The following is a 14,636-nucleotide window of genomic DNA, read 5'->3' on the forward strand; positions in this document are numbered from 1 at the left end:
TCCCCTCGTCAGTGGGCCTGTGGTCGTGAGTGACAGTGAAGCAGGCGGCGGAGTCCGTCACGGACAACTGACATGACTCCCCGTGAGCCGGAGGCCACGCGTAGCGCGAGCGCCCCGGAGCGTGTGCTGTACGGCTCCATGAGTACGACGGCGTACCGGGCGCCCACCACGGCGCACCGGCGCGGCAGCTCGGCGCCCGCGCGCACCTGCGCCGTGACATCCCGGTACGCCCCGCCCCGGAAGCGCACCCGCAGCCGCAGATCCCATGCGCGCACCCCGCCGGCGGGCATCCGGCGGAAGGCGAACGCGGCCCACCGGAGTGTCACCTCCGCCGTCCAGAAGACGCCCGCGCTCCTGCGCCCGCCGGCCTGCGCCGTGAGCCCCACCGTCGTACGCGGCCCCACCGCCCGCCCCGTCGCCCGGCACCGCCACTCCACCTCCACTGCTTCCGGCCCCGCCTGTGCCACCCGGCCGTACAGCTCGTGCAGGCGCAGTCGCAGGAGGGCGGTACGCGCGCGTGGCCGCAGTTCGGCGTCGACGGTGAGGGGGAGGAAGCGGACGGGGCGGGTCAGCAGGGGGTCGAGGGTGATCCGGGGGAGGTCGGCCGACCAGGCGGGGGTGCCGTCGGGGGTGTGCGCGTAGGGCGGGAGCAGCCTGGCTGGGCGGGAGGCCAGGGCCCGGATGCGGGGCAGGTCGCGGGGCTCGGGGGAGGCCAGGACGACCCGGCCGACGAGGCAGCCGGGCGCGGTGGGGCGGTGCTCCCAGTCGGAGGCGTCGTACTCCGCGAGATACGCCCGCGTGAGCGTCCACCACGCGCGCCGGTGGTGCACGTCGTGCGACTCCAGCTCGCACGCGTACATCCGCAGCTCGTGGTCGAGGAACTTCGCCCGCGCCTCGCGCGCGAGCTCTTTGCGCCCGGCGGCCAGCAGGATCTCGTACGCCGCCCGGCTCGCCTCCGTGCGCGCCCGCCAGTCGGCGATGCCGGCCCGGTCCGGGGAGTCCGGCAGCCGGTCGGCGCAGCCGCGTACGTGGCGGACGTACACCCGGTTCGGGACGAGGGCGATGCGCGGACCGGCGGCCAGTACGCGCGCGCCGAAGACGAAGTCCCCGTAGCGGAAGCGGCCCTCGGGGAAGCGGATGCCGTGGTCGCGCAGGAAGTCGGTGCGGTAGAGCTTGTTGACGCAGAGGGTGTCGTGGACGAGACGCGGGCGCTGCGCCGGGCTCTCGTACACCGCGCGCGTGGCATAGAGGGCGGCCTCCCAGGGCACCTCACGCCCCCTCGCCCTGCGCCCCGCCTCCGGCCCGTCGCACCCCTCGGGTGCCGACCGCTCCTTCGCCGGTTCCTCGAACTCCTCGGGCGCCGACCGCTCCTTGGCCGGTTCCTTGAACTCCTCGGGTGCCGACCGCCCCTCCTCCGGCACCTCCCGCAGCACGCACAACCCACCCGCCACCTCTGCCCCTGCGTCCGTCGCCGCCCTGAGCAGCGCGTCGGCAGCGCCCGGCGGCAGTACGTCGCCGCTGTCCAGGAACATCACATACGGCGAGGTCACCCTGTCCAGCCCGGTGTTGCGCGGGCTGCCGCAGCCGCCGCTGTTGACCCGGCGCCGTACCACCCGCACCCGCGGTTCGCTCGCGGCGAGGCGCGTGAGCAGTTCCGCGCTGTCGTCCGTCGAGCAGTCGTCCACGGCGACGACCTCACCGACGACGGGCCCCTGGGCCAGCGCCGAGCGCACGGCGGCCGTCACGTGCGCGGCGTCGTCGTGGCCGATGACCACGACGCCGACCCGCGCCACGGCCGCGGTGTGCGGGGCGTGAGGGTCCATGGGCCACGTTCCGGAGTCGTAGGAAGGGTGGGTTGCCGCCCCCCGGCAGGGGCTCGTGGCCCGAGCCGGAAGACGGCGGCATCCGGGCTCCGGTTCACTCGCGGGCGTCGGCAGTTCGGGGCACGAAGGGTGCCTCATCGGGATCGTAGGCCGGGTGAACGCCAGATCTGCGGCGATACGCCGTCAAAAACCAATAAACATCAGCTAATAGCAAAAAACGGATTCTGAACTCGCCCTGGCACCCCGCAATCCGACGGAGCGTCTCAGGCTCGACGTCGTGGGGGAGCGGTTCCGGCCACCGCCGCTGCGGCGGGCAGCCCGAGGGTCCGCTACGGCTCTGCGACCGGTGCCGCCCGGACGTCCCGGCGGTACCGGTCACGGCCGGGGCGGTCAGGCGTCCTGCCCCTGTGCCTCCTCCAGGGCGGCCGCGTCCAGCGCCACGGTGAGCTGGTCCAGCCGCTCCCGCAGCTCGCCGATCGCGTCCTTGTCGAAGCCCGTGGCCGCGGCGATCCGGCGCGGCACCTGCACCGCCCGCTCGCGCAGCGCGCCGCCCTCATCGGTGAGCCGCACCTCCACCGAGCGCTCGTCGCGGGCACTGCGCTCCCGGCGCACCAAGCCGGCCGTCTCCAGCCGCTTGAGCAGCGGCGACAGCGTGCCGGAGTCCAGGCGCAGATGCTCGCCGAGCTTCTTCACGGGCAGGTCACCGTGCTCCCAGAGCACCAGCATCACCAGGTACTGCGGGTACGTGAGCCCCAGATCCTTCAGGACCACGCGGTAGACGCCGCCGAAGGCGCGCGAGGCGGCGTTCAGGGAGAAGCAGATCTGCTGGTCGAGGCGGAGCCAGTCCGCCGTGGGCGTGGTCGTCATGCCTCCAGGGTAGCCCCTGCCCGTCATTTAGTTGTGGGCAATTGAATTGTGTGCTCTACTTGTGGTCGTCCGGCGGCCGCCAACAGAGCCGCCGGACCACGAATCGAGAGGGATGGTTCCCATGGACGCGCTCTACACCGCTGTCGCCACCGCCACCCACGGCCGTGACGGTCGCGCCGTCTCCAACGACGGCAGGATCGACCTCAAGCTGGCCCCGCCGGTGGAGCTGGGCGGCAACGGGGAGGGCACCAACCCGGAGCAGCTGTTCGCCGCCGGTTACGCCGCCTGCTTCGGCAGCGCGCTCGGTCTCGTCGGCCGCCAGGCCAAGGTCGACGTCACCGACGCCGCCGTCACCGCCGAGGTCGGCATCGGCAAGCAGGGCGAGGGCTTCGGCCTGAAGGTGACGCTGCGCGTGGAGCTTCCCGACACCCTGGAGGAGGAGACCGGCCGCAAGCTGGTCGAGCAGGCCCACCAGGTCTGCCCCTACTCCAACGCCACCCGAGGCAACATCGAGGTCGACCTCGTCATCGAGTAGGACCCCGCCAGGCCGGCGCAGCTCACCCGATCCGCGCCAGCACCTCTCCCGTCTCCCGGCTCCACGCCACCACCACCGCCTCCTCCGGCACCCGCCTCCACCGCGTCAGCAGCAGCCAGCGCGCGTGGTAGCGCCGGGCGACGGCCGTGCGCTCGGTGCGGGTCGACGTGGGGGAGAGGTAGGCGCGGACGTCGGTGAGCCGGCGCTCCCGGTCCCGCTCGTCCAGGGCGGGGTCGGGCCAGATCGGCGCCGCGAGGTCCGGCCCGAACCCGGGGATCGAGCGCGGGGCGTGGTGCCCGTCGGAGATCACCACCTCGCCCTTGCCGACATGCCGCGCCACCCAGGCGTACGACGGCCAGCGCGAGGGCTGTTCCAGCCCCACCGGGTCCAGCGCCCGCGGCACCACCGCCCCGCCCTGCACGGTCAGGAACCCGACACAGGCCCCGGCCGCCGCCGCCCCGCCCAGCGCCCGGCGCGCCCTGCCCCAGGGCCGGGGCGCCGCCAGCTCCACCGCGAGGGCGAACTGCAGCGGCACCGGCGTGAGCCCGAGGATCCCGCCGTACGTGTGGTGGCCGCCGATCCAGCCGTACGCCCCGAACAGGCAGTCCAGCGCGAACAGCAGCACCAGCGGATCGCGCCGGGACGCGCGCCGGCGCAGCCACAGTGCCGGCAGCCCGAGCAGCGCCAGCCAGAACTGACCGGGCAGCCCCTCGTACAGCCGCCGGTGCATCCGGTCCACGCCGTGGTCACCGGCCAGCGCGAACACGTCGAAGTACGGCCAGGACCAGGCGACCAGCACCGCCACGCCCGCCGTCACCGCCCACCGCACGAGCACTGCGGGCCCCCATCCCCGCTGCCACCCCGCGACGAACGCCACCGCGCCCAGCACCGCGGCCGCCGCGGTGATCGGATGGACCAGCAGGATCAGCCCGTACAGCGCGCCGAGCCCCGCGTACCCGGCGAACCCCGGCAGACCGCTCGGCCCGACGTAGCGCACCGGCCACTGCCCACGGGCCCGCGCCCCCGTCCACGCCCAGGCCCAGAAGGTGAGCCCGATGGCGAACGCCGACGGATAGCCGAGGTTGCCGGTCATCGCCATCAGGCTGAGGTGCCCGCTCCACCAGGCCCGCTCGGTCCCCCACAGCAGCGTCATCGCGCCCAGCGCGAGCACCGGCGCCCACGGCCGCGGCGTCAGCACCCGCACGAAACGGCCGAGGCCCGTCAGCAGCACCGTGAGGTTCAGCACCCCGGCCAGCCGCACCACCTCCCAGCCGCCGAGGCCGGTCAGCCGGGCGAAGGCACCCTGCACGAGGGCGTACGGCGAGTAGTACGGGCTGCCCGCGCCCGGCAGGTCCGCCATCGGATGCCGCGGATGCAGCAGATCCGCCTTCAGACGCTCCACGACCGCCGCGTGCCCGCCCGCGTCGCAGCACAGCGGCACGGCCCAGTACGCCAGCAGCATCACCAGGAAGAACAGAAAGCCGAAGACCTGGTACGGCGTCGGACGCGGGCCGCGGCCGCCGCGCAGCGCGGTGGCACCGCGCACCGTTCTGCGGACGAGAGTGCCGACGGCCGCCTTTCCGACGTGGGAGGTCGTATCGGTTCGGGGCATTTGCCGTATGTTCCCGGCGGGGTCAACGGCATTGCCTCACTTCACCTCATCGGGTGAGGCCGTCAGTGGGCGTCCAGGAGCGACCGCGCGCCGGCCGGACCGGGGACCCGGCCCGCCGCCGGCCCCGCCATCGCCTCGCCCAGCATCAGCGTCCGGACGACCCGCTCGGCGGCCAGCCCGTCGTCGAACTCGCAGAACCGCTCCCGGAATCCCCGCCTGAGCCGCGCCGACTCCGCGTCCTGCCAGGTCCCGGAGGCGAACAGCCACGCCAACTCCCGGTAGGAGCACGACACATGACCCGGCGCGTCGGCCGTGATGTCGAAGTAGGTGCCCCGGCTCGCCGTGTACGCGCCCCAGTCGTCGGCGTGGATCACGATCGGCCGGTCCAGGTTGGCGTAGTCAAACATCAGGGCGGAGTAGTCGGTGACCAGCACATCGGCCGCGAGCATCACGTCCTCGACGTGCGGCTCGTCCGTCGCGTCGATCAGCACGCCCCGCCGGTGCAGATCGGCCAGGCCCATCCCGCGCGCGATGCCCTTCGCCAGCGCCGGGTGCAGCCGTACCACGAGCGTGTGGCCGGAGCCGAGGTCCCGGGCGAACCGGGCCAGGTCGATCCGGTCGACATGGCCCCCGCGGCGGTAGTCGCGGCGGGTCGGCGCGTACAGCACGACGGTGTGGCCGGCGGGGACGCCCAGCCGCGCACGGGCCGCCTCAGCGGCCTCGGCGCCCGCGTTCACCAGCACGTCGTTGCGCGGGCTGCCCGTCCGCGCCGACGCGAAGTGACACGGGCAGGCCCGCTCCCACACCAGCTCCGAGTGCCGGTTGGCCACCAGGCTGTGGTCCCAGCGGTCGGCGCGCCACAGCATCTCCGGCACGTCGAAGCCGTGCCGGGCACCGGGCTTGGTCAGCAGGTCGGCCGCCATGTGCTTGAGCGGGGTGCCCTGATGGGTGTGGATGTGGACGCTGCCGGGCCGCTTGGCGAGGGTCCCGGGCCAGTTGACGTTGTTCACCCAGTACGTCGCCCGCGCCATGACCTCGTGACAGCGCCGCGAGCCCGGCGTCACGAAGTCGATGCCGGGCGCCATAGTGTCCGCCGCGTCCTCCCGCACCACCCACACGCCCCTCAGGTGCGGGGCGATCTCGCCGGCCTTCGCGTGGATCGCCGCCGGATCGCCCAGCACACCCCGGTGCGAGAACGCCGAGTACACCGCGAGATGCGGATCCAGGGGCCGCCTCGACCGGGCCGCGTACAGCACCCGCCCGGCCCGCTGCCCGGCCACCCGCGTCACCCGCCGCTTGCCGTCCGCGACGGCCTCGCGCAGCTCACGCAGCACACGGGCCGCGGCGAACGACTCGTACGGCGCCGTGGCCAGCAGCCGCATCTCCCGGCCGCGCGTGCCGCCGGGCGGGACGAAGCCCTCGGGGACGTGCCGGGCGTAGAAGGAGCGGATCGCCCGGTAGAAGTCCGGCCGGTGCCCGAGCCGCACCCGGTCCTCGCGGGCCAGCACGAACAGCATGTGGTCCAGGGCCCGTTCGAACAGCGGCGGGCACGCCCACGCCAGGTCCGGGCGCTGCCGCAGGAACGCGAACAGGGACTCGTACTGCGGGAAGATGTCGAAGTGCCGCCGCCCCGGCGTCCTGGTGATCGCGCCCAGCCGGCGCTGCCGGTGCTCCACCCCGATCCGCTCCAGACAGGCGACCCGGTCGGCCAGCACCATCGAGCGGTAGGTGACGGGCGCGTCCTCGTACAGACCCGGCGCGTACGCCAGCCCGTGCCCGAGGAAGAAGTCGCGCCGGTACGCCTTGTTCCACGCCACCAGGAACAGACCCAGGTACTCCGGGTTCTCCCGCACGCCGACCGTGCCGGCGCCGGCCGCCGCCAGCAGGTCCGCCGACGCACTGCGGCCACCGCGGCCCCACCAGTGCGTGCGCACATGGTCGAAGACCAGGAGGTCCGGGTCGCCGGTCGCGTCCAGCCGCGCGGCGACCGCCTCCAGCAGGCCCGGTGTGTAGTGGTCGTCGCTGTCGAGGAACAGGACGTAGTCGCCGCCCGCCTGCGCCAGCCCGGCGTTGCGGGCCCGGCCGGGGCCGACGTTCTCCGCCAGGTGCAGCACCCGCACGCGTGCGTCGCGCTCGGCGTAGCCGTCCAGGATGGCCGGGCAGCCGTCGGGGGAGCGGTCGTCGACCGCGATCACCTCGAAGTCGGTGTACGACTGCCCGAGCACCGAGTCCAGGCACTCCCGCAGGAAGCCCTGCACCTTGAAGACGGGCACGATGATGCTGAAGCGGGGCACGTCAGCTCCTCACAAGGGTCGTCGCGGCGGGGGCGGGGACGCGCTCGGCGAGCGGGACCACCGGCGGCAGTGCCTCGGGCGGCTCACCGAGCAGCACCCGGCGTACGACACGCTCGGCGGCGTGCCCGTCGTCGAACTGGCAGAAGCGTTCGCGGAACGCGGCACGCAGGGCGCCCGCCTCCTCGTCCGCGTACGAGCCGTCCCGCAGCACGGCCGCGAGCTCGCCCGGCGTCCGCGCCACCCGGCCCGGCGGCGCCTCCATCAGGTCGAAGCAGACGCCCCGCAGCTCCCGGTAGACGTCCCAGTCGTCGGCGTACACGACGATCGGACGGTCCAGGTTGGCGTAGTCGAACATGATCGACGAGTAGTCGGTGATCAGCGCGTCGGCCGCCAGGCACACGTCCTCTGCGGAAGGGTGCCCGGTGACGTCGATGATCCGGCCGGTGCCGCGCGCGGCACCCTGGTCGTAGAAGTGGTGGGCGCGCAGCAGCACCACGTACTCGTCGCCGATCTCCTCGCACAGCGCCCGAAGATCCAGGGCCGGTTCGAAGCCGGTGGCGTGGTCGCGGTGCGTGGGCGCGTACAGCAGCGCCTTCTTGTCCTCGGGGACGCCCAGTGCGCGGCGCACCCGCGCGACGTCGTCGGCGGTCGCCGTGCAGTAGACGTCGTTGCGCGGACAGCCGTACTCCAGGGTCTCGTGCGCGGCGGGGAAGGCCCGCTCCCACATCTCCGTGGAGTGCCGGTTGGAGCTCAGGGTGAAGTCCCAGCGGTCCACGCGGGCCGGCAGCCCGGCGAAGCTGCCGGTCGCCGCGGCCACCACCGGGTACGTCGCCCGGTCGACGCCCGTCTTCTTCAGCGGGGTGCCGTGCTGGGTCGACAGATGGACACTGCCCCTGCGCTTGACCACGGCGTCCGCGAAGTCGGCGTTGTTGATCAGGTACTTGGCGCGGGCCAGCACGTCCCAGTACTCACGGCTGCCGATCACCGCGTACTCCACGTCCTCGGGCACGGTGTGCGCCCGGTCGGCCTCGACCAGGAACACCGAGCGGATGTGGGGGGCGAGTTCGCGCGCCTTGGCGTGGATCGCCGCCGGGTTGCAGACATAGCCGCGGCCCCAGTACGCGCAGTACACCGCGAGGTTCGTATCCAGCCGGGTCCGCAGCCGGTGCCGGTACCGCAGCCGGGTGCGCAGCCCGCGCGGCCGCGGCACCGCCGAAACCGCCCGCGCCAGCGCCCGGTTCGCGCCGCGCAGCGCCCGGAACGCCAGATACGCCCGGCTCGCCAGCAGCCGGTGCTGCACCCCGAGACTGCCGCCCGGCGTCCGGTACCCGGCGGGCCGGTAGCGCCGGTACAGCCCGCTCGCCCGCTGGAAGAACGCCCTGCGCCGACACGGCAGCCTGCGCGGATGGGCGGCCGTCTGCAGCACGGCCGCGAAGAGCTGCTCGAACAGCGGCCCGAACCGCTCCGCGGACAGCTCCAGTTCGGCGGCCCGGGCGAGCACCAGCTCGGCCTGCGCGAGCAGCTCGAAGTGATGCCCGCCCGGCAGACCCAGCCGGTTGCCCTGCCGGCGCAGCAGATGCCGTACGACGACCTGCCGCAGCACCGCCACGCGCTCGGCGGTCAGCGCGACCAGGCCGCCGAAGCCGATGTCGGTGAAGCGGCCCTCGGGGAAGGTCAGCTGCCGTTCGGTGAGGAAGGCACGCCGGTAGGCCGCACTCCACGCGGGCAGCTCCACGCCGGTGAGGTGCGGGGCCCGCTCGGGCGGGAACACGCCGTCCGGCGTGCGCGCCAGCACGAGCGCGGCCGGGTTGGTCGGCTCGCCCGTCCACCACGGGGTGCGCTCGTGCTCGAAGTACAGGACGTCCACGTCACCGGTCTCGCTCAGCCGGGCGTCCAGCGCCCCCAGCGCGCCCGGCACCAGCGTGTCGTCGCCGTCCAGGAACAGCAGCCAGTCACCCGTCGCGGCCCGCAGCCCGGCATCGCGCGCCCCGGCCAGCCCGACCGCGGGCGGCGAGTGCACGGGCGCCACCCGGCAGTCCCGCTCGGCGTACCCGGCGGCGACGCCCTGTGCCGGCGCGTCGGGGCCGTCCGTGACCGGGATCAGCTCGAAGTCGCCGAAGGACTGGCCCAGGACCGAGTCCAGCGCCTGGGGCAGCCGGCCCGCGACCCCGTGGGACGGAACGATGATGCTGAAGCGGGGCATACTGCTCTTCCTGTCGGTGTGCGATGTGCCGGCGGCCTGCCGCGCGGGGAGGCCGGAGGCCGGCCTCAGCCGGCGCCGAGACGGCCGGGCCGCCCCGCGGGACGCCAGGTGGGCGGCCTGCTCGGTGTGGGCCGTGACGGGCTGGAGGGCATGCGAACTCCCTTCTGTGAGAACGCCGTTCAGCGGCTCTCGGTGACGGTCACGGGTTCCGCGGGTTGCGGCACGGCCGCCGGCGGGGTGTGCGTGAGGGACGCGGCCGGCGACGGCACGGGGTGGCGCCTGCCGAGCGGTACGACCGCCGGCCCGTCCGGCTCGCCCAGCACCGCATGGCGGACGGCCCGCTCGGCGGCACGTCCGTCGTCGTGGGGGCGGAAGCGCTCGCGGAACACCGACCTCGGCTCGGCGGAGCGTGAGCCGCGCCAGTGGCCGGTGGCGAAGATGTCGATCAGCTCGTCCTCGCCGCACGAGATCGCACCCGGAGGGAAGGACCGCAGGCCGAAGTAGGTGCCGCGGGCCGCCTCGTACGCCTTCCGGTCGTCGGCGTGGATCACGATCGGCCGGTTCAGGCCCGTCCCCCGGCGGACCCGCTCCCGGACCAGGGCGGAGTGGCGGTTGCCCGAGAGGCCGTGGTCCCGGTCGTCGACGTCGTCGAGGAGCTCGTCGAGGTTCGTCCCGTCGGCCGCCGCGGGGCGTTCGCGCAGGTCCGGTCCCATGTGCTTGAGCGGGGTGCCGCGCTGGGTCAGCACCAGGACCTGGCCGCGGCGCTTGACCGGGCCGCGGTCGAAGCCGGCGTTGGGCACGAGGTACTTGGAGCGGGCGAGGGCCGTCCGGCGGGCGGCCGTGCCGGGGCGGACCGCGCGGGTGCCGGACGGGATGGGGCCCCGCTGTCCGGCGTCGGCGACCCAGGCCGTGCGGATGCGCGGGGCGTGGTCGCGGAACGCCTGTTCCAGACCGCCCGGGTGGCAGCCGTTCTCCCCGACGCCGTGCGCGGCGAAGACGGCACGGTCGGCGCGCACCGGCAGCAGACGCCGGACACGGTGGTGCAGACGCAGGGCGCCGGTGCGCAGGCGCTTGCGCAGCCGGCCGGTGAGCTTGGCGGTACGGCGCAGCAGGGCCGCCGACAGCTGCAGGGCGTGACAAGTGCGGTGCGCCCCCAGGCGGACGAGCGTGCGGTGGACGCGGGCGCGTGCCGGGAGGGCCGCGCCGGGGACGTGGTAGCGGTGGTAGCAGGTGCGGGCCCGGCGCAGGAACGCGGCCGGGCTGCGGCGCGGCGGGCGGTCACGGCGGGCGAACACCACGACCGGGTGGTCCACGATCCGCCGCAGCAACAGGCACGCGTGCAGGTACGCCTGCACCTTGTACACGGGGACAATGACACTGAACCTGGGCAAGGGGCATCCATCGATCGGCGCGGGCGTTCGGCCCGGGAACGGCCGGTGGAGTGACTTGGTTACGGGTCCTGCGGCATCCGGGGGACCGAGGGTGAACGACAGGGGCGGGCCTTTCCGGCCCGCCCCTTCACGCAGGTCACGACGTGAACGTCCGGCCCCCGTGGCTACTTGACCGCGCCCGCCATCACGCCGGACACGAACTGCCGCTGGAACGCGAAGAACACGACCAGCGGGATCACCATGGAGATGAACGCGCCGGGTGCCAGGACATCGATGTTGTTGCCGAACTGGCGTACCTGGGTCTGCAACGCGACCGTGATCGGCTGGCTGTCGGCGTCCGTGAAGATCAGCGCGACCAGCATGTCGTTCCACACCCACAGGAACTGGAAGATGCCGAGCGCGGCGATCGCCGGGCCGCCCAGCGGCATCACGACACGGAAGAACAGGCGCAGTTCACCGGCGCCGTCCAGCCGCGCCGCCTCCAGCAGCTCCCTGGGGATCTCCGCGAAGAAGTTCCGCAGCAGGAACACCGCGAACGGCAGCCCGAAGCCGACGTGGAAGAGGATCACGCCGATCAGGGAGCCGAAGATGCCGATGTTGCCGAAGAGTTCGGCGATCGGGATCAGCGCCACCTGCACCGGCACCACCAACAGGCCCACCACGCCCAGGAACCACCAGTCGCGGCCCGGGAACTGCATCCACGCGAACGCGTATCCCGCGAGCGCGCCGATCATGACGACGAGGACCGTCGCCGGGACCGTGATCAGCACGGTGTTGAGGATCGAGTCGGTGATGTCGCTGTTGCCCAGCAGCTTGTCGTAGCTCTCGAAGGTGAGTTGGGAGGGCTTGCTGAACACCTCCCACCAGCCGCTCGCGGTCATCTCCTCCGGCGGGCGCAGCGACGACAGCAGCAGCCCGATCGTAGGGACCAGCCAGAACAGGCCCACGACGATCAGGAACACCCGCACAAGACCGCCGCTGACGAAGGAGGCCAGCCGGGCGCCGAGGGACTCCTTGCTCATCGCCGCACCTCCCGTCGCAACCTGCGGATGTTGAACCACATCACCGGGATCACGAGCAGCAGCAGGAACACCGAGATCGCGCTCGCGATGCCCGGCTGGTCCTCGGAGAAGCCCTTGCGGTACAGCTCCAGCGCGAGCACGTTCGCGTCGTCCTGGGAGGAGCCCGGGGCGATGATGAAGACCAGGTCGAAGATCTTCAGGACGTTGATCATCAGCGTGACGGCGACCACCGCGAGGACCGGCGCCAGCAGCGGCACCGTGATCTTGCGGAACACCTGCCACTCACCGGCCCCGTCGACCCGGGCCGCCTCCAGCAGATCGCGCGGGATGCCCGCGAGCCCGGCCGCGATCAGCACCATCGCGAAACCGGCCCACATCCAGATGTACGACCCGATGATGGACGGGGTGACCAGCGACGGGCCGAGCCAGTCCAAACCGTTGTACGGCTCCTTGAAGTTGTCCGCCGGGAGCCTCAGCAGCGCCCCGTCGGCCGCGGCCGGCAGCGTGAACGTGCCGTCGTCGGCCGCCTTCGTGGAGGCCACGACCTTGCCGTCCTTGACGGCCTCGATCTTCATCCCGGCATAGCCCAGCTCGGCCGCGTCGACCCCGCCGAGGGTGCCGACGCCCTTGCCGCGGGTGAAGTCCTGCCAGGTGGTGCCGGTGACCTTCCCCGGCTCCGCCTCGGCCTCCACGGCCTTGGCCGCGCCGTCCGGCATCACGTCGGGGGCGACGCCGACCAGGGGGAGGGTGACCGGCGTGCCGGCACTGACGGTGGCCTTGGTGACGAAACCACCGCCCGGCGCCGCTTCGAGGGGCGACTCACGGCCCGGGTGGGCCTTCGGGAACGCCGACGCCTGCGCGAAGGTGTCGTGGACGCCCACCCACACCGCGTTCGCGACGCCCTTGTCCGGGTCCTGGTCGTAGACCAGCCGGAAGATGATGCCGGCGGCCAGCATCGAGATCGCCATCGGCATGAAGACGACCAGCTTGAACGCCGTGCCCCAGCGCACCCGTTCGGTGAGCACCGCGAAGATCAGACCCAGCGCGGTCGCGACGGTCGGGGCGAACACCACCCAGACGATGTTGTTCTTCAGGGCGGTGCGGATGCCGTCGTCCGTGAACAGGGCCCGGTAGTTGTCGAATCCGGCGAAGCCGTCGCCGGACTGGTCGTAGAAGCTGCGGATCACCGAGTACCCGATCGGGTACATCACGAGCGCGCCGAGCAGCACCAGGGCGGGCAGCAGGAAGAGCACCGCCACGGTCCTGCGGGTGCCGGTCACGCTCTTGCGTGACTTGGGTGCGGCGGGGGGCGCGGTGCCCCCTGCCGCTTCCGCGGAAGCCACGGCGTCAGTTTCCGTACGCCGCGGCCGCGTCGGCCTCCAGCTTCCGCTGGGTGCCCGCGATGTCGGACGGGTTCTTCAGGAAGTCCTGGAGGGCCTTCCACTCACCCTTGCCCGGGGTGCCGCCGAAGGCCTGCGGGGCCTGGTCGGACATGTCGAAACGGAAGTCGTCGCCCGAATCGATCAGGGCCTTGGCGATCGTCCGCTGCACCTCGTTCGGGTACGCGGAGTTCTCCACGTTCTTGTTCGGCGAGAGGTAGCCGCCGAGCTTCGCCTGGATCGTCGCCGCGTCCGGGGAGGCGAGGAAGGTCGCCAGCGCCTGCGCCGCCTCGGAGTCCTGGAGGATGACGGCCGCGTCGCCGCCGGAGACGACCGGCGCGGTGTCACCGACCGTCGGGAACGGGAACACCTTCGCGTCCGAGCCCACCGCGGCCTTGGCCTGGACGATGTTGACCTGCGCGAAGTCGCCCTCGTAGACCATGGCGGCCTTCGGCTGGTCGCCACCGGTGAAGACCTGCGTGACGGAGGCCGGGAAGTCCGTCTGGAGCGCGCCGTCGGCGCCGCCCGCCACATAGTCCTTCTTGCCCCACACCTGGGCGAGCGTGGTGAGCGCGTCCTTCACGGACGCGTCGGTCCACTTGATCTCGTGCTTGGCCAGCTGGTCGTACTTCTCGGGACCGGCCTGGGAGAGATAGACGTTCTCGAACCAGTCCGTGAGGGTCCAGCCGTCCGCGCCGCCCACCGAGAAAGGCGTGACACCGGAGTCGTAGACGGTCTGCGCGGTGGTGAGCAACTCGTCCCATGTCTTGGGCTCGGCGGCCCCCGCGTTCTCGAGGACCTTGGCGTTGTACCAGACCAGGGACTTGTTGGCGGCCTTGTAGTAGACGCCGTACTGCTTGTTGTCGACCTTGCCGATCTCCTGCCAGCCCGGCGAGTAGTTCTGCTGCAACTCCTTGACCGCGTCGGCGCCCAGCGGCTTGGCCCACTTCTTGTCCACGGCCTGCTTGATGGCGCCGGGCTGCGGCAGCATCGCGACGTCCGGCGGCTGACCGCCCGCGACCTTCGAGCCGAGGAAGTTGATGATCGGGTCCTGCGCGGGCACGAAGGTGACCTTGGCGCCGGTGCGCTTCTCGAACTCCGCGAGGACCTTCTTGAAGTTCGCCTGCTCGGCACCGGTCCACACGGCGGCGACCTCAAGGGTTTCGCCGTCCAGCTGGGGAAGGGTGACGGTGCTCGCGGACTCCCCGCCGGAGCCGCCCTGTTCGTTGCCGCTGTCCTTGTCGTCCCCACCGCACGCGGTGAGGGAGAGTGCGAGGGCGCCCGCGAAGACGGCTGCCGCGGTCCTGGCGGCCCTGCGTGTCCGGATTTTGCTGCTCGTGCTGCGCATCACTGCCCCGTTCTTCGTGCCTCGTCGAACGTTCGAGCGCTGTCCCGTGCGATCCGGTCTACGCCCTGCCGTGGGGGGCGGCAAGACCGCGTCCGCTGTCAAGTGGGCGATCGTGACCGCCTCGTGACCAGGCCGTGTGTCTCCGACGGCTGAGCGGAGGAC

The 14,636-nt window shown here is 72.7% G+C and carries 9 protein-coding genes and 1 pseudogene; 1 reads left to right on the plus strand and 9 read right to left on the minus strand.

Translation table 11 applies throughout. The features are described 5' to 3' along the window. Nucleotides 1–8 precede the first annotated feature (8 nt). Both AC3ETA_RS36900 and AC3ETA_RS36905 read right to left on the minus strand, forming a co-directional pair. Entirely contained in the window at nucleotides 9–1,823 is a 1,815-nt protein-coding gene (locus AC3ETA_RS36900; RefSeq protein WP_432197253.1) for a glycosyltransferase family 2 protein, read from the minus strand. A 390-nt stretch (nucleotides 1,824–2,213) separates the two neighbouring features. Continuing rightward, the gene (locus AC3ETA_RS36905; protein WP_432197254.1) at nucleotides 2,214–2,690 is read right to left on the minus strand and encodes a MarR family winged helix-turn-helix transcriptional regulator; all 477 of its coding nucleotides are present in this window, start codon (nucleotides 2,688–2,690) and stop codon (nucleotides 2,214–2,216) included. 121 nt (nucleotides 2,691–2,811) lie between these two features. On the opposite strand from AC3ETA_RS36905, the gene AC3ETA_RS36910 reads away from it, so the two are divergent. After that, a complete protein-coding gene (locus AC3ETA_RS36910) occupies nucleotides 2,812–3,225 on the plus strand; it encodes an organic hydroperoxide resistance protein (RefSeq protein WP_432197255.1) in 414 nt (137 codons plus the stop codon). Between the two features lie 22 nt (nucleotides 3,226–3,247). Here the strand turns inward: AC3ETA_RS36910 and AC3ETA_RS36915 are convergent, their stop codons facing one another. The 7 genes and pseudogenes from AC3ETA_RS36915 to AC3ETA_RS36945 all read right to left on the minus strand — a co-directional run bounded on the left by AC3ETA_RS36915 (nucleotide 3,248) and on the right by AC3ETA_RS36945 (nucleotide 14,474). Continuing rightward, complete coding sequence (locus AC3ETA_RS36915; RefSeq protein ID WP_432197256.1) at nucleotides 3,248–4,837, minus strand: hypothetical protein; 1,590 nt, start codon at nucleotides 4,835–4,837, stop codon at nucleotides 3,248–3,250. 62 nt (nucleotides 4,838–4,899) lie between these two features. After that, nucleotides 4,900–7,131 (minus strand): bifunctional glycosyltransferase/CDP-glycerol:glycerophosphate glycerophosphotransferase, encoded by a 2,232-nt coding sequence (locus AC3ETA_RS36920; RefSeq protein ID WP_432197257.1) that lies wholly within the window; start codon nucleotides 7,129–7,131, stop codon nucleotides 4,900–4,902. Between the two features lies 1 nt (nucleotide 7,132). Beyond that, on the minus strand, nucleotides 7,133–9,334 hold the full coding sequence (locus tag AC3ETA_RS36925) for a bifunctional glycosyltransferase/CDP-glycerol:glycerophosphate glycerophosphotransferase (protein WP_432197258.1): 2,202 nt from the start codon (nucleotides 9,332–9,334) through the stop codon (nucleotides 7,133–7,135). Nucleotides 9,335–9,513: 179 nt separating this feature from the next. Next, nucleotides 9,514–10,398, minus strand: a pseudogene (locus tag AC3ETA_RS36930) (CDP-glycerol glycerophosphotransferase family protein); the annotation flags it as partial. Nucleotides 10,399–10,889: 491 nt separating this feature from the next. Further along, complete coding sequence (locus AC3ETA_RS36935; RefSeq protein WP_432197259.1) at nucleotides 10,890–11,747, minus strand: carbohydrate ABC transporter permease; 858 nt, start codon at nucleotides 11,745–11,747, stop codon at nucleotides 10,890–10,892. Next, nucleotides 11,744–13,027, minus strand: coding sequence for a carbohydrate ABC transporter permease (locus tag AC3ETA_RS36940; protein WP_432197273.1), 1,284 nt, complete (start codon nucleotides 13,025–13,027; stop codon nucleotides 11,744–11,746). Before AC3ETA_RS36940 ends, AC3ETA_RS36935 begins: the two co-directional genes overlap by 4 nt. Before the next feature lie 67 nt (nucleotides 13,028–13,094). Then, entirely contained in the window at nucleotides 13,095–14,474 is a 1,380-nt protein-coding gene (locus tag AC3ETA_RS36945; protein ID WP_432197260.1) for an ABC transporter substrate-binding protein, read from the minus strand. Nucleotides 14,475–14,636 lie beyond the last annotated feature (162 nt).

The organism is Streptomyces sp. bgisy027 (assembly GCF_057710365.1).